Annotated in this window: 10 protein-coding genes and 1 pseudogene; 7 read left to right on the plus strand and 4 right to left on the minus strand. The window is 51.3% G+C overall.

Annotated elements, in window-relative coordinates:
* The first annotated feature begins 790 nt into the window (after positions 1-790).
* From HB393_RS23835 to HB393_RS23850, 4 genes are all read left to right on the plus strand, one after another.
* Positions 791-1558: a RepB family DNA primase gene (locus HB393_RS23835; RefSeq protein WP_213807727.1), complete on the plus strand. Its 768-nt coding sequence runs from the start codon at positions 791-793 to the stop codon at positions 1556-1558.
* Entirely contained in the window at positions 1555-1926 is a 372-nt protein-coding gene (locus HB393_RS23840) for a hypothetical protein (protein ID WP_213807728.1), read from the plus strand. Before HB393_RS23835 ends, HB393_RS23840 begins: the two co-directional genes overlap by 4 nt.
* Before the next feature lie 4 nt (positions 1927-1930).
* Complete coding sequence (locus HB393_RS23845) at positions 1931-2302, plus strand: single-stranded DNA-binding protein (RefSeq protein ID WP_213807729.1); 372 nt, start codon at positions 1931-1933, stop codon at positions 2300-2302.
* Positions 2303-2765: 463 nt separating this feature from the next.
* Positions 2766-4463, plus strand: a complete 1698-nt coding sequence (locus tag HB393_RS23850) for a right-handed parallel beta-helix repeat-containing protein (RefSeq protein ID WP_213807730.1) — start codon at positions 2766-2768, stop codon at positions 4461-4463.
* A gap of 97 nt (positions 4464-4560) precedes the next feature.
* On the opposite strand, the gene HB393_RS23855 is transcribed toward HB393_RS23850, so the two are convergent.
* Positions 4561-5886, minus strand: a complete 1326-nt coding sequence (locus HB393_RS23855; RefSeq protein ID WP_213807731.1) for a hypothetical protein — start codon at positions 5884-5886, stop codon at positions 4561-4563.
* 1010 nt (positions 5887-6896) lie between these two features.
* On the opposite strand from HB393_RS23855, the gene HB393_RS23860 reads away from it, so the two are divergent.
* Genes HB393_RS23860 through HB393_RS23870 form a run of 3 tightly spaced genes read left to right on the plus strand, consistent with a single transcriptional unit; the run spans position 6897 to position 13455 of the window.
* A complete protein-coding gene (locus HB393_RS23860; RefSeq protein WP_213807732.1) occupies positions 6897-7787 on the plus strand; it encodes a hypothetical protein in 891 nt (296 codons plus the stop codon).
* Positions 7788-7796: 9 nt separating this feature from the next.
* Positions 7797-13061, plus strand: a complete 5265-nt coding sequence (locus HB393_RS25720; RefSeq protein WP_213807733.1) for an RHS repeat-associated core domain-containing protein — start codon at positions 7797-7799, stop codon at positions 13059-13061.
* A 16-nt stretch (positions 13062-13077) separates the two neighbouring features.
* Positions 13078-13455, plus strand: a complete 378-nt coding sequence (locus HB393_RS23870; RefSeq protein WP_213807734.1) for a DUF4288 domain-containing protein — start codon at positions 13078-13080, stop codon at positions 13453-13455.
* 286 nt (positions 13456-13741) lie between these two features.
* Here HB393_RS23870 and HB393_RS23875 read toward each other — a convergent pair whose 3' ends face one another.
* From HB393_RS23875 to HB393_RS23885, 3 genes and pseudogenes are all read right to left on the minus strand, one after another.
* On the minus strand, positions 13742-14032 hold the full coding sequence (locus HB393_RS23875) for a hypothetical protein (protein WP_213807735.1): 291 nt from the start codon (positions 14030-14032) through the stop codon (positions 13742-13744).
* An 8-nt stretch (positions 14033-14040) separates the two neighbouring features.
* Positions 14041-15195 (minus strand): hypothetical protein, encoded by a 1155-nt coding sequence (locus tag HB393_RS23880; RefSeq protein WP_213807736.1) that lies wholly within the window; start codon positions 15193-15195, stop codon positions 14041-14043.
* A gap of 1142 nt (positions 15196-16337) precedes the next feature.
* Positions 16338-16559 (minus strand): annotated as a pseudogene (locus HB393_RS23885) (IS110 family transposase); the annotation flags it as partial.

Below are 16559 nucleotides of genomic sequence, written 5' to 3' on the forward strand. Positions count from 1 at the left end.
TAGTCGCTGAAAACAACGCTAACTTCGATGCCCTGAAGTTGGTTGCGATCGGATTGTAGGACGTAGGAAAGAGTGGATGGGAGGAGTGTTACAGGCTCATAAAATACCTTGACCGCGCCTATATCTTTCATCCACTTCTTCGGAACGACATTGTCACTGTCACATGCATGGTGATAGCTAATCTGATGGTATGTAACTCCGTCTTTCGTTATGGAGCCATCATCCGTTATGACAAGTGTCGCGGGCTGTAGCGGCGAAAGCTGAGTGAATAGAGTAGGGGCAAACCACGGGATCGCAATGAGGCAATTCGCTCTTGAAATTCTATGATCCGCTCCCGTAGCATCCGTCCAGTGGCAGGTCCTTCCAGACCCGCTTGGGCTCTGCATCTCAGTTCTACTAGACGTTGATAGACTGAGTTCTACCTTCGACGATCCATCGAGTTTCGCAGAAAGAGTTGCATCTCCGCTCTCATGAAGGGAACCGGCGATCCACTCTGCGGTCCCGAAGAGGTGTACGGCCGAAATGGATTTACCGTCTAAAGCAGACGCTTTTGCCTGTTCCTGAAAAGCTGAAGGGCTAACGGTTTGACTACCACCAGTTGATGGACGAAGACAGCACAGGGCGAGACAGAAAGCGCTACACAAGTGACGCATAGTCCCTCAACATAAAGTAGGACGTAAAAATAATTGGATGCTGAATCTAGTTGCTCTTAGACTCGGTTGTCAAGCTCCGCCATGACAGGACGGGCGGAGAGGGAGCCTAGACTTTCGGTGTCCTCAGCGAGCGTGGCATGCTCCCCGGACTCGATTGCATTCCCGCCGAGGCGGTACTGACCAGGATTCCACTGCTCAAGTACCGCAACGCCCGCGGTTCTCACATCTATCTCCGCCCTTCCGGCGAGCATCGCTTCACCTTGCTCGACGATCTCGACCAGGACTCGCTCGCCAGACTCGCGGCGGATGGGTTCCATCCCTGCGCCGTCGTCGAGACCAGCCCCGGCAACTTTCAGGCGTGGCTCAAACACTCAACCGCTTTCCCAAAACCCCTCGGAACCTTCGCCGCCCAAACCCTGGCGGCTCGCTACGATGCCGATCCCAGCGCCGCCGACTGGCGGCGGTTCGGGCGGCTGCCCGGCTTCACCAACTGCAAACCCCAGCACAGAAGACCGGACGGCCTCTTCCCTTTCGTGCGCCTGCACAGCCACACCGGACAGCAGTACCCCATGGCAACAGCCTTTGAGCTGGAGATCACCCAGCTGTACCAGGACCGCGAGCAGGAATACGAGGCCGAGCGGCTACGACGTTCTCTTTCTCCCCAGAGGGGACCGAAGATCTCGAACCTGTCCCTGGAACGATTCCGAATCTCCACCAAGTACCGCGACCGTCCCGCCGCAGCCGATATCGCCTTCTGTCTCGCCGCTTACGCCCATGGCATGGATGAAGACCGGATCGGAGGTGCTCTCGAAGACCATTACCTCTCCCGCGATCCCAGTCCTTCCAGGCGAGCTGCCTACATCCGAAGGACCATGGCGAAGGCCAGGAGATGGGCGGAGCGATGAGCATCGGTGCAGAGAGTCTCCTTTATCGTTCTTCCTTCCTGCGCGTGAGGGATGACTCTACGGACTTTGAGCTGGCTTTTGCGACTCGCGTCGTGAGGATGGCCGTTGAACGGGCCGGCTCCCTTACGGTTTGTCCTTCTGTCTGCGTTCAGCGTGCCGCGCTCAAGACACCCCCGCCCTTCGGACGCACGCTCTCCTTCCCAGAATCCGCTATGCGCGTCTCCGAGGTGCGGACTCCTGCCCCCAGGCAAGCTGTGGTCCCCTTCCGCAGATTCCGTCCAGTCGCCGAGGGAGTGGGTCGCGGCGGCACACCCTATGGGCAAGCTTGTACCGCAGACAGCGGCACAAACCAAAGAAACGGAGCCTAACACCATGTTCAACAAAGTCATCCTCATCGGCCGCCTCGGACAGAACGCAGAAGCCAAAACCGCTCAGAACAACCGCGAGTACGTCATCCTCAGCATCGCTACCCAGGAGAGCTGGAAGAACGACAAAGGCGACTACGAGACCCGCACCGAGTGGCATCGCGTCTTCGCCTGGAGCAATCTCTCCACGTTCGCCAAGACCCTTCAGAAGGGCCAGCTCGTCACCCTGGAAGGCATCCTCCGCTATCGCGAGGTAGAGGACGAGGTCAAAAAGACCGCCTTCAAGCACCGCATCGCTGAGATCCATGCCACCAGCATCAAGCGGCTCTCCAAGATCGAAGCCGCCGATGATCCGGCGGACGGAGCCGACGACGAGTAATCGTCCGCTCGAGTGGATGAGGCCAGTTCGGTCTCATCCACTATTGCCCCATCCAGCGGTGAGTTTTCCGGTTTTAACTCCAAGCTACCTGGTGACAGCCCTTTGTATTGCGTAGTGTCTTGAACCTCCGGCATCTCATGCAGCATAGGTCAGCATGGACGCCTATCTGAATGTGTCTGCGGGCTTTCAGTCACGCCGCAATGAGGTTCACCCCAGAGATATATCTTGAGGAGACCGGAGAAACTCGACCTGAAATGGTAAGGCTATACACCCCTGCGAGATCCCGACCATCCGCGTAAACAACCCCCCATGATCTCCTGATAGCAAGACAGTAAGATTCGGCGTGACGCTTCCAAGCGTCATGTCATTGCCTATACCTTCAGTAGAAGATCCTTCTTTCATCCGACCAATTATTGCCAAACATTAATACGCGAACTTACAGAGATCATGATTACAATTTCGAATGCTCATCGGTTCCCGCTATTACACCGCAATGATCGTGGCCTTAATGCTTGTTCCTGGTATTGGGCACGCAACTACAACAATATTTACTGGATCGAACTCGCAAACCGTGGATGATTCCGTGGGCATGCAAGCAGCTATCGATCATATGGTCGATGGCGATATCTTGATTGTGCGCGGGTCTTCGAGGATATCCACTGTTGTTCTTGGCAATAGAACCGGAATAACAATCCAGATAGAAGGCATTGTTAGTTCCATCTTTACTTCCTCCCCCTCTACCGGTGGATTCTCCTTCTCGCCTAGCAAAAATCCCCTCTTTTCGATCAGTGGCGGCTCAAATATCACCATAACCTCGACACCCAATGCCTATCTCAGAAACGGATACGGAGAGGCCATAGCAGCATCCGGCGTTACGAACCTACAGTTGAGCGCCAACATAAGTGGCGCCGGAGTGGGTTCTTGGGATGGAATCTATCTTAATGGAAATAGTGGCGTCACCATTGCGAATTGCTACATCAGAAAATCCTCTGCAATCTCATATACGCCACGGGCTGATCTGGGGGATAGTGGCGGTGGGCAGGGGATCAAGTTGTTTGCCAATACACATCTGCTGATCTCAAATGTGAATATTTCTGAAGTCCGTGGCAATGGAATATATCTTGGTTCCGGATACGATCCGGCAGTGAACGACGGATCCACTTCCCATTACCAGAACACAATAATTCGCGGAAATAAGATTACCAACAATGGGTATTCAGGTATAGAAGTGTCCTTCAATAACCCAGCAAGTCCGACAAAAGATTTTCAGATCGTCGGGAATTCGTTGTGGAACAATTTCGCTGATGGGATAGACCTCAACAACACGATCTCACCCTACTCAGTCTGGGGCCTCGTCCAAAATAACCGTCTCTATCACAACGGCTTCATTAACGGGGTTGGCACACCACAGGATGGAAGTGGTGTGGCTACCGTAATCTCCGACGACAACGTAATACTGCAAAACAATCTCGCAATAGACATGAATGCCACCGGCATATACGTGAGCAATGCAAGCGATGTATCAGTCATCAATAACCTTGTAATTAAGAATCCATCTACTCTGGCAAACGGTGCTGATTCAGAATGCGGTCATAGTGACGAGTTCTGTTCAAATGTCGCGTTCTCTGGCAATGATCTCTATCTAATAGGAACATCTAACGTTGATAATCTGAGAGCCTTTACACGAGATGGCTCGTCTGTAATATGGGCGCGGAACTTTGTCAGTGGCGGAAATATTGAATGGGTTTATGAGGACAGTGTTGCCTATGAAGCCCAAGCGATCGCGGGTGTCATGGTACCATCGCCGCCGTCAGGGCTAACGATCTCGAATACAAATGCACCTTCACCAAATTCTTATCGATGGGCGGTCGATTCCAACGGAAACGCGATTTCTCCAAATGATTTCGTAATTGCTTATTCGACCAATGCTGTGAGTCCACGGATTCGAATCGTAGGGTGGACTGCAGGAGGCTCACATGCATTGACTATCAACCTCTTACAATTTGCAGCAGGCGGAAACGGAAATGTTCCTTCAGATGCCAACGAAGCGGTCATCTCTACATCAATTGATGGAAACTCTACGATTCCTTCGCCAACCCTTGTCAATAACTTATTAACAGTGCAACTGGGGTCCTCTCCAGTGTTTGTAGATGTGCCATGACGGGAAATTTCTGTTTCATACTACATTGGGTCTGTGAAGCCGCGCCGCGTTCCATCGCCATTTTCAGTTGAACTTTTGTCCGATTTTTCGTAACACTTTAGCGGGGAGCCACGTAAACCGTGCCATCCAGAACGACCGTGACGTCACATGAGACATATCCTACGGCACTACTTGCACCGTTCTGTACGAGATTGACCCAGAACGAACCTGGATAGGAGTCGCTTACTGTAAATCCAATGTTTGTGCTGCAGGTCTGGCCTGAGGTTTGAGACAATGTGATTACTGGAGGAGTGAAAAACTCTGGATAGACAATGGTTTGAGTCGAAATAACATTTTGAGCAGCGGATTGGCTAGGAACGTAACCACTCAAATGCATGATGAACTTTTTGTACAGAAAATCAGAACGGACGTACTGGTCGGCATAAGTAGACAAACCGTCAGCATAGAACGCTGGACTATTTGCCTCAAATCTCTCAATCGTTGATTTACTTAAGTTCGCCGTAAAATGAAGACATGAGTAAACGATGTTAAAATTTTCTCCACTCAAATAAACGTTTCTTAATGCAGAGTCGCCAAACACAACGCCATATATTGGATTGGCTGAAGAGTTGGAGCCTCCGGTGTAAGTATTTCCGTGAAGCGTGACTTGCTCCGTTAGATAACTTCGTCCAGCATTTACGAAATTGACCATGCTAGTGTTTGGAGTGCCATTGGCATCGAAATGATTGTTCTCTATCTGTACCGACACGGTGTTATGCAGAGTGTTTGTAACTGTCAATAGAGAAGTTCCAGCAACATTCGTATCGAAGTAATTTCCTTCGATGATTTCATTAAAGGAACTATCAATATTGAAATTTGAATTAACAAACTGGTTATTCAAGAAATTGATGGCGTTTCCCGAAAGGACCGATACGGTCGACGCCCAGAAGTGATTTCCGGTGAAAACCCAACCTTCCCAGGCATCTGCCGCTATTCCCGTAACGAGAGGATTTAGCGCTACCATAGCTCGGAACACACAGCCCGTTACGGTTGATACTTGGGAACTGTTCACTGCGGTTGTCGTCCCATAAGGCTGTATTCCGACCCCGGTACCGTCAGAGCTAGTGAAAGTGTCATCTGCGAGAATATTGAAGTCCGCTCCAGTTGTCCGATACGCAACCGCGCCAGACGATAAATAAAAATTGCTTTTTAAGATTGAAATGCCTTGATTCCCCGAAGAAGAAAACGCAAGATTATCCTGAATCAAAATACCCGCGTTGCTTTTGTAGAGAGCTAACCCTTCAAAGGTGATTCTGTTATTTACCGTTCCCGACGTTGAAGAACGATAAAAACAAGGGTTGCCAAAGCAAGAAATAGAGTTTCCACTAAAAGTTATGTTTTTAGTCTTAGGGAGCATAACCTGTCCCATCACGACGCTATTCATCAATACAATCCTGCAATTCAATGAACAATTAGTGCCGGCATTCTGTATTGCGCTCGTATTATCGTTTATGCCATCACCATTTATGTAGGTAATATCATTCGTTTGCGCGGACGCGGAGAAGCACGCGAACAGCATAATGGATAGCAGTATTTTCATGGATCCCCCTATTGTTGGCTACTGCGGACTCTATGCTACTAATATGAAAGCTTCGTTGCATCCGGTTCCCATTGACCGACCATCCCTAAGATCTATAACAGATGTCCCCACTGAACCGGCCGCAATCTCGCGATTCATACAGCCTGATGAAGGCACGAGCTTGCCTTGGGACGGTTATCAACTTCTCTCAACGAAAGAAGCTGGCAAATATCGACCAAAACGATTGACCACCCCTTCAACGAAGAACAACCCTTCGCAGAATTTGGTGGGGTAAGGGCTATGCCATTGCCCCAGCTCGATCCCGATTTGCTAGGATGACTATTCAACTATCGGCCAGGCTGCCCAGTCGTTCAGCGTATCGCCATTCATCTTCCCGCTCTTTGAGACCGACCGTAGTAACCGGCCATCCTCGATGCCGGCCGCAGTCATCCAGGCATGTATAACCAGAAGAGAACCCGCCTGGGCAACTGGCTGACCCGGGAGCAGGCCAAGGAGCTGCAGTGCGGTGTGGCCTTCATCCTTTTGATGACATATCCTTTTTTTTGATTGAGTACAGCTAAAAGAAAATTTATTTTCTTCTATTGGCAGTTAGGCCCACCTGAGGTATTTTTAGCACTGTTTCCTTTTACTTTTTACTTCTGTTCCTAGAGGATTTTCGGACATGAGCTATTTTTGTGCCTGCTGTGTTTCTCTGCCTACTCCCCATCCCTCGCATTACCGGTATCTATCTCCTTCTAGCTTTCCGATCTGAAGCTGTTGCTCATTTCCATTCCGAAATGTAGGAGTTGTTCATCCTCCTCGTTTGCAAGGTTGGTAGATGGCTTTAACTCGACTGACTTATTGTGGAGATAAGAATGTTCCGTAATGCATATTTGCGAAAAGCTCTCATCCTCGTCGCTCACCTCCTAGCGACCTCCCATATCTTTTTGTGGATTGCATCTAGCGGCGTCGCATTCGCCCAATCCCAGACAGAGAGCCCTTCATCAAAGGACTTCACTCGAATAATGGGAGCCGAAGATAACGAGATTGCCGATCCCGGAGCGCCTTTAGCCTCAGGGCAGAGCGATCCGCTAGCCCTGCAGGCAATTACCGCCTTCCTCGCTGCAGTGAATGGCAGAGCGTGGAGCGGGATGCAGGCTACCGGCACGCTGACTTCGCCTGAAGCTCCACAAAGTCAAAATCCAGCTGTCTTGACGATCAAAGATGGAGATTCATTCCGGCTGGATGTGAATACGACCACGGGTCAGCGGAGTACTAGAATTCACGGAACGTCCGGAATCATCCAGGAAAGCAATGGCACGAAACATACGTTGCCGCCGGCAACGGCCTTAGATGGTCTCTTCGCCTTCCCCCAATTGATGATGATTACTTTTCCAGACGCGCAAACCTCAGTTCTCGATCGAGGAACCGTTGCGATCAACGGGCGATCATTGCACAGGATCTCCGTTCAGCATACTTTTTCGACTGAAGCTACATCAGTCACCGTCACCCAACCGACCATTGTGGATCTTTATTTTGATCCTACGACCCACCTGCTCCTCAAGAGCGCGGCATGGATACAAGTCGATACAGCAGATCGAGCGAAGTATCTACAGGTAGTTACCTATGGTGACTATCAGACTGTCAACGGAATTGTTCTGCCTTTTTCCTATAGCCAGACGCTCAATGGACAAAGGCAATGGTCCCTGCAGTTGACTAATATTCAACTCAGTCCCGCCGTCGAAACCTCTCTTTTTACCTTCTAAGGATGGCTCGTGAAAAAGCTACTTGCGGTATTTCTCTGCCTTGTGTCGGGTGCGGCGGTTCAGAATTCTATATACGCCCAGAGTTATCTCTATCAAACTGGAAACCCTCAGTTTAGTACTCAGATTCCCATTGAGAATGGATTTATCAACGTCAATAACGGCGATATCCATATTGAAATACCCTTGGCTGCGAATGCACAACGAGGGAATCTACAGCTCAATGAGCGCCTCATCTACGACAGTCGCATATGGAAGCTTGTCTCTAATGGCGGTGTCTCATGGCAGCCCACAAATGTTCCCAACTCCGTAGGTGGATGGGTCTTCTCATCGGGCGTGCAATCTGGCACATACAGCTTCATCTCAGCTCAGGAAACGGCTATCTGTGACGGAGCTGCTGGGTTCGGCTATACCATCCATTATAAATTTACGTGGACGGACTCCCAAGGAACGACACATCCATTTTCCGACACCGCACAAACCCAAGAGTTACAAAGTGGTGGTCCACATTGCCTCAATTACTCTGGTCCGATCAAAGCGATCCCGGCTGCGACTGCCTACGCCACCGATGGTAGCGGCTATTTCGCGGCAGTTTCGAACTATGAGACGCTTACGGTCTATGACAGGCAGGGAAACCAGTACAATCCCACCTTTTTCACGCAAACTCCTTCCCTTAACTCCAAAGTCATTGACGCGAACGGCAATTATTGGTCCCAGGACGCCAGCGGTAATCTCATCGACACGGTCGGACGGACGCCGGTCAAGGTCAGCAAGAGCGGCAATCTCACTTTTTTCGATGTATTAGGCGAGGGCGGTGTAAACCAGCGTTATACGTTGACTACGGAAACGATTTTCTTCAATACCAGTTTTGGTCAACCGGGGGTCGCGGAATCCGTTGGAACTTTCACCGGCGTACAGAGTATTCAACTGCCGGACGGCAGTAGTTACTCCTTTGCATATGATTCAGGCACTGCGCCTGGAAACTACGGTGAACTAACAAGCATAACTTTGCCGACAGGCGGCGTGATCCAGTATGGATACACAAACTTCCAGGACTCCTTTCAAAATCAAAATCGTTGGGTTCATACCCGTTTGAAGGATGGTGGGACAACGACGTTTACTCCGGCAACTATTTCTCGCTGCACAGCGACCCAGGGTTGTCAGGAAACAGTCACCGTGACCAGCCCTCCAGATAAGGTTAGTCCGTCAGGTAACGATACGGTCTATACCTTTACCCTCGATAATGGTTCGTACCTCGACGGCGGTTCGTGGAATAGCGGGATCGATGCCTATCAAGGATTGGCAAGTGGCGGAGCGAAGCTTAAGTCCGTCAATACGGCATACACATATGCACAACTGTCTTATGTTCTAAACGTAAATGGGGTTGGCCTGCCAGCTGGCAATTACGAAGTTCCAAGCACCATAACAACCCAAACAGTTTTGCCATCTGGTCTGACATCACAGACAATTACAACTATGGACTTCTCCGGTGGCTTGCCCACTTCGATCAAAGAATGGGATTATTATCCCTCTGGGGGAGCACCTACATCTCCGACCCGCGAAACAGACTCTGTGTATTCCTACTTGGGCAACGGACTAACTCTGCCTACTCAAGTGACCATTAAGGATGGTGTTGGAAATCAAATCGCCCAAACATCTTACGTTTATGATGAAACGGCAGGTTCCGGCCACGCTGCACTTGCGCCCGTAGCGAGTATTCCCCAGGAACCGCTGCCTGTGACAGGAAGCCGCGGTAATCTCACCACTACCTCGCGATGGCTCAACACGACGGGCGCACTCATCAGCAGCATGGCCACATATGATAGTGCCGGGTCGGTGTTGAGCAGCACCGACCCCAATGGCACCACAACCTATGGGCATGACAGTACGGACAGCTTCGTCACTCAGGTGACCCGTCCAACAACCAATGGAGTTCAACACATCTCCACGTCAGTCTATGATCCGAGCACGGGACTCATGACGCGTTCCGATGATGAGAGTAGTTACGCTCAGGGGTCGATTCATTCCACGCTCTATACGTATGAGTCAGCGCTGAATCGCATCCAATCTGTCACTTATCCGGACGGAGGGCAAACGACCTATACCTATCCATCAGCGAGGGAAGTAGATAGTACAAGACTCGCAACGCCTGATCCGTCGATATCTTCTCAGGCCATAGCGGATAGTTATGGACGCCCATTTCAAGTCGTGCAAGCTGGAGTTTCCAGCGAAACAAGCTACGATTTGAATGGGAGAGTTTTTTGTATTACTAATCCGCATTTTGTTGGATCCTCCTCCACAACAGACGGCAGTACCTGTACGACACAATATGATGGCTTGAGCCGTCCAACGGTCCAGACTCAGCCCGATGGTAGTACTCTCGGTTGGTCATATCGAGGAAATGTGACAACGTCTACCGATGAGGGCGGTCACTCATGGCAGCAAACCACGGATGCGCTGGGCCGCTTGCTAAACGTTACGGAGCCTACTGGCGCTTCGACAGGTTATATCTACGACCTGCTGAATAATCTGCGCACTATGAATCAACTTGGATTGCCCGGAGAAGTACCGCGTGTGCGGGGTTTTGTTTATGACAGCTTGTCCCGTTTGACGTCTGCTACCAATCCTGAGTCCGGGACCGTTGGCTACGGCTACGATGCCAACGGCAACATGATAAATAAAACGGATGCGCGAGGAGTCACGACCACTTTCGTCTACGATCTGCTCAACCGGTTGACTGCGAAAACATCATCCGACGGATCTGTCCATTATGAATATCTGTATGACGTGAGTGGGGCACCCAACGGTGTTGGACGGCTTAGCCACTCTTCAAATGACATCAATGCAGCTGCGGCTCGTTCTTACGATGCAATGGGCCGGATCATTAAACAACAGTATTGCATTCCAAGTGACTGCCCTTCTTACTCAAGTCAAGTGAACGCTCAATATGATCTCGCCGGAAATCTCATTTCACTCACCTATCCCGATGGCCGCGTCGTAAATCAAACGTGGGACAGCGGTGGTCATCTTTCTTCGGTGACGGACGCTATCGGGGCCCAGTATTTGACACCACAGTCTACCTACAATCCCGATGGAAGCTCGTTGACGATCTGGCGCGGGAATGGCGTAGCCAGTGGGTTCGAGCGTAACAGTCGCCAGCAGCCTTGGGCTTGGAATGTCGCTCGGATCGACGCAAACGCTCCGGGCAACCGAGGGTTACTTCTAAAGGAAGCCTGCTATGGCCCCGCAACGCCGTCCCCGAGTCCCAACGCCGTTCCAGCTTGTCCTTCATTCGGGATAGGCAATAATGGAAATATCTGGAGTATTATCGACGGTTCAGTGAGTGGTCATACGCAAACGTACAGTTATGATAGCCTCAACCGCCTATCTACTATGATCCAGGCGGATGCAGGTATGCAACAGACCTATCAATACGATTCCTTCGGTAATCTCAATCAGGTATTCCCAGCAACCTTGGGCGGATCGGTCGGTGTGCTTCCGAACAATCAGATTCAAGGTATCGGTTACGACGGAGCGGGAAATGCAGCCGTGTACGACAATGGGCTGTTCACGACGACCTACGCGTATGATGCGGAGAACCAGCTGACGAATGTCAACAATGGGGCGGCTGTTTATACCTATGACGCCGATGGAAATCGCGTTCGCAAGGATACGGGCGGACAATGGACGGAATACATTCATTTCAACGGCCAGACCATGGCGGAAAAAAACGACGATGGAACCTGGAGTGACTACATCTTTGCTAACGGTCAACGTCTGGCGCGAGCGGATAACTACGATATTCGTATCCGCATGAGCGGGACCAATTGCTCGGGTTGCAGCAGTACGAATACTTTTGCCGGCACTCAGTCACTGACCAATGCGAACGGTACCGTTATAAGACCAGGGGATCTGCTCACATGGCGACAATATCAGGATGGGGTTGGTAGGGGTGGAATCAGCGTTGCCTTTAGCAACAATACTGTCGGCAGTTCTGGTGTGCTGCGAGCTCTCGATGGCGAGCTCACCGATGCTGATACAAGAACGAATAATTGGTATCAGCGGGTGGCAGATCTTAGCCCATATGCTGGATTAACTGTTTCGAATCTGAATCTCTACAATTACCAAGGAGGCGCGCCGGGTAATTGGGATATTTATCTCGGAGATATCTCCCTCGTGCATACGGATGGGACATTTGTTCCGATCTATGACCGGACTATGATGGGACTCGCACAATTTACCCCTGGAGCTGCAGAAAGTAGTGTTTCCGTGATTACGGAAAAGGCGCCGGATTCCTCCGACCCGCTCAATACCGCCTATTATCATTATGATCAGGTGGGATCGGTCCTATTCATGACAGATGCAGGTGGGTGGCCGATCTCTTCTGATTCCTATTATCCGTTTGGTCAGGCGGGTGGTCCCGTTCCCCTCACAACACCTGGTATCGGTAATCACTATAAGTTCACCGGCCAGGAGCGCGACTCTGAATCCGGTCTCGACAACTTCAATGCGAGATACCATCTTTCCGCCCTCGGACGCTTCATGTCGCCTGACCCCTACAACGGCTCCTTCGACCTCTCAAACCCCCAGAGCTTTAACCGATATGTCTACGTTAATGACAGACCGCTCACTTCTACCGATCCAACGGGACTGTTCATATTGCCGCCCGGGCCTACCGGTGCCCTCTGTGGCCCATGTGCGGGCATTATCGCTGGGGCCGGTGCGATCTATGATCTTGGAAAGCTATTAGGATGGTGGGGTGGCTCCGGCTTCCATGGGACTCTGACACCGAGACCCGAGGGCACGGGAACACCTGATTGGAATAATCCCTGGAGCGAACATATAGGTCTGCCTGCCGGGGGACCGGCCTTCGGCGGCGGTGGTCTGGGAGGATTGCTTGGTCTGCCTTCAACAGCATGCGAGTTCGGCGCTTGCGGAGCAGGGCCGAGTTCCTTCCAAGCTGCTGGCGGTGCCGTCGCAGGTACGATTGTCTGCCAGCTCGCGGAGCCATGCGGGGCGATTGAAGACTCGCTCTTAGTTATAGGTGCCGCAGCGATTGCTGGGATTGATGCCTACAACATCTATCGCGGACGCACGAACGTCGCGGACACAGGAATCACTTCTGAGGCTCAGCAACTGGTCAGCAGCGGGAAATTCCCGTCGATCTGTGCTGCCCTAGCGTTTCTACAGTCGACGACCCGAGATTCTGCCAGGCTGCAAAAGATCAAGGCGACGCAGAAGGCTTTCGGTTGCAGGCGAAACAGTACTCAATCATGAACGATCTGGAGACTTTATGAGCGATCCTTTTATCCCTGAGAGCACGGAATGGTTCATCGGCGAGCTTGTGGAAGAGTTCCGGTCCGCCGATCAGCCAGAGAACCTAGTTCACATCAACACAATCCTAATCCAGGCCGATTCGCCGGAGGTCGCATACGGTAAGGCCCTCACTCTGGGCGAATCGGCAAATCGGGTTTTCACGAACAGCGATGGCGTAGATGTTCGCGTGACCTTCAGGGGATTGCGCGGCCTCTATCCCATCTATGACCGCTTGGAAGATGGTGCGGAGCTGCTGTACGAGAAACGCGAAGGGATGAGCGATGAGGCGATTGCCAAGATGGTCAAGCCCAAAGAAGAGCTGGCCGTCTTCAGTCCAACTTGGGACGACAAGTAGCTGCCGAGTCGCTGTCTCCATCTTCTCAGCCCTCGGAAATCCCTGCCTGTCACTTTCAGAATTATTTGGGCTCTTCCGTACATTTGGTGATTCTGCTCAATTTTGTCGAGAGCCACTAATCTGTTGCTGAATTCATGAGCATTAGGAGGTCGCCAACCATAAGTTTGGAGGCGACTGCTGAGGTTCGCTTCTTTGCAGCACTTTTGAGTCGATCTTCACCAAAAGTGAGGAAGAGCCCAGATAATTAGTCAAGCAACACGCAGATCTATGTGTACCGGAACGTTTCTTAACGCTCTTGGACCTTCGGAGCTTGAGACGGTTGTTTGATTGGAACCACTTCTGGCATCCCCTCTCCGTTGACCTGAAGTCTTACTTCCTCTGCCCTCCATCCATGGTTGATATAAAGGCTTTGAATCATCTGCTGTTGCTTGAGATAGGCAATTGTTTGTTTCTCTTCCGCTAATTGATGTTCTAAGATCGCAACCTTAAGAGTGAGCGCTTCAACATTCGTGAGTTTTGGGGCTTCTTGCGCCATCAAAGGTGCGGCCAACAGTGCGAAGTAGATTTTATTACGCATGAAGTTTCCTAATTGCAGGTGCAGGAGCCGGTGCCACTGACCGCTCCAGTACAATTGCCAATGGTGCGCGGCGATGTCGATTTGACGCAGGCAATTTGTCCTGTCGTCAGGAACCCAGCTTGAACGATGGAATCTGATGTAGAGATTGTGGCGCCACCTCCTATCTGCAAGGTAAGAGCCGTGAGGGAAGTATTGAATTGTCCTTTGGCCGCTCGCAAATCACCATTATCAAACACTGCAAACTGAGCGTTGGATACCGAACTCGAAGTAACGGCGATTGCCACCTTAGCAGGATCAGCATCAGGCAGACCGATCAAGATATCCGCCGTCTTGCTCGTCCGGCTCTGAAGGTTTAAGCCGTAGTCGCGATAGGCATTGACACCGATCGCAGTCACGAATCCTGTGTTCGGCCCCTGCGATCCAACATTTCCAATCAGTATTCCCACTCCAGAATACTTGCCGGTGTTGCTGCCACCGACGAGGTTAAGGGCGATGCCTGCCGTGCCATCTCCGGGGTCGTCCGTACTATTGTTATTTCCCAGATCGATCTCAAGACCATCGGCCACGTTGTTGAAGTTGTCGTACTGGATATTGATGTTTTCTCCCCATAAGGCCCGGTTGCCGCCAGTTCGATGCGATGAGATTGTTAGGCCACCCGTATTTCCGTGAATACCATCATGTGCGGTTCCTCCATCAGTTGCGAGCGATTCAAGGTCTAAGGCCCAAGGACCGGAATTTGTGGTACCCGATAGCGTCTCCCAGGATTGAAGAGCAGCGGCATTGACTATGTACTGATGGAAATAGTGGAAGTCTGGGACACCGTTATTGAATCCGCCCGCGCCGTTATAGAAACGTTGATCTTCAATGGAGACGTTCGAGCCGGGTGAAGTCCATCCTACGCCCGTTGGCGCATAGGATGGGATCACGATATAGCAGGGGTTGCTGCCACAGGCCGCGATCGCTGCATTCACCCTTGCCACGACTGTACCGCCTGAAAATAGCTCCTCGTTCCATACCCCGTTCAATTGCATGGCGCCCTGTGATGAGGACACGGGAGTTTGGACAACTGCTGTGCCCTGGATCTGGTTTGGACTGATTGACTGTGCATGCAGTGTCCCTCCCATCATTAGGCAGAGATGGAGCTTAGCTATCGATAAGCGCATTAGAGATGTTCCTTCGGATGGAACATAGATCGAGTTCACATTCCTGACGGCTTTAGTCTTCCCACTAACGGTCACTCCGGTCGAATTCTGAGTCCGGAAAAGGAAGAATGACAGACGATTATGAACCTGCATTAGCAGGCAGAGGAGGAAACACCAACCCCCATGCTGAGCTTATAAAGCTTGAGGGGAGGAAACCATCGAGGCAGATACCACGCTACATATCGACCGAACCTAAGAGAAGACATATGCTATCACTTTCATGCAGGGACCTAGACTAGGTCAGTTCTTCAAGGTACAACGGGAGCTCCGCTATGTGCTTGCTGAATGAAATTTAGACGTAGGCGATTCTTCGGTCAAGAGGGTCCATAACAAATGCTGCTGCAACCAAAGTTGCAGGCAAGATGGCAGTCAACTTGCATTAGTGGCAACCTTCCTTAATAGAGACCGAAGCACAAATAGATCGACGCGTTGAGAGTTCACAAACCAAAGATTCTAGGCTCGTCATCTGTTTGAGATTGCAGTTCGCATCGTTGTCAATCTGTGTGGCCGTGAACTTCTATTCACGTTCCCTCGCCGCCTGCAGAGAACCGCCTTTGCCCGCGTCGCCTACAGCCTACGGCTTCACGGCTGGGCGCATCGCAGACAAAGGATCCAATGTCCGTGCTCTAATACGGTTACCGGCCCATATCTCTCGTTCGTGGCGGGCATTGAGAATGAACCGAGACGGGTTGAGACTGATGAACTCTTCTCGTGTGGTTCCCAGATGACCATAATGGTTTGCCTTCGTGAGATCCAGAACGCGCGGCAAAGTGGGGGCACCTCAAGAATGTATGGTCCGCCGTCGAACTGCAAGGGGAAAGCGTGGGACGAGAGCCATGTCTGCGCAAATGTATTCGGCCTTTTTGTGGAGATCAGATCTCCTGGCCATGATGAGTTGCGCGCGTGCTGTTCCTGATAAAGGGAGCGGTCGTTAAAGACCATTCTTGAGGGCAGGTTGCGGGCACGCCGTTGGGACTGTTCTTTCGTCTTTACTGTTCCTATGCAGACCTTGGTGGGTAAACTGTTCAACTGTCGTCGTAGGGTGGGAAAGTGGAAAGGGCGTCAGCGCTTTCCAAGCCGAAGGCGTCTTTTCCACCCTGGGTTTATGCGCTCGCCGAACTCGGGAGCGCTCGATATTGCTTACCAGTTGACAACACAGCCCAGGCAATTCTTGCCAGCTTATTGGCTGTGGCTGTGACCACAACAGTGAGCGGTGCTCGGGTCTGCAACGCATCGAGCCACGCTCCGAAGGGTGCTCGTTCTCGTTTCATGCGCACCACGGCAGCACGTGCTCCATGGATCAGGATTTTTCGCAGGTAGCTGTT

Origin of the sequence: Granulicella sp. dw_53, from assembly GCF_018449545.1 — a bacterium.
GTDB lineage: Bacteria > Acidobacteriota > Terriglobia > Terriglobales > Acidobacteriaceae > Edaphobacter.

Bases quoted from the DNA above. Each gene is read 5' to 3' on its own strand.
- HB393_RS23840 (WP_213807728.1), top strand. From the start codon at position 1,555: ATGAGCATCGGTGCAGAGAGTCTCCTTTATCGTTCTTCCTTCCTGCGC.
- HB393_RS23835 (WP_213807727.1), top strand. From the start codon at position 791: ATGCTCCCCGGACTCGATTGCATTCCCGCCGAGGCGGTACTGACCAGG.
- HB393_RS23860 (WP_213807732.1), top strand. From the start codon at position 6,897: ATGTTCCGTAATGCATATTTGCGAAAAGCTCTCATCCTCGTCGCTCAC.
- HB393_RS23870 (WP_213807734.1), top strand. From the start codon at position 13,078: ATGAGCGATCCTTTTATCCCTGAGAGCACGGAATGGTTCATCGGCGAG.
- HB393_RS23875 (WP_213807735.1), bottom strand. From the start codon at position 14,032: ATGCGTAATAAAATCTACTTCGCACTGTTGGCCGCACCTTTGATGGCG.
- HB393_RS23880 (WP_213807736.1), bottom strand. From the start codon at position 15,195: ATGCGCTTATCGATAGCTAAGCTCCATCTCTGCCTAATGATGGGAGGG.
- HB393_RS23845 (WP_213807729.1), top strand. From the start codon at position 1,931: ATGTTCAACAAAGTCATCCTCATCGGCCGCCTCGGACAGAACGCAGAA.
- HB393_RS23855 (WP_213807731.1), bottom strand. From the start codon at position 5,886: ATGAATAGCGTCGTGATGGGACAGGTTATGCTCCCTAAGACTAAAAAC.
- HB393_RS23850 (WP_213807730.1), top strand. From the start codon at position 2,766: ATGCTCATCGGTTCCCGCTATTACACCGCAATGATCGTGGCCTTAATG.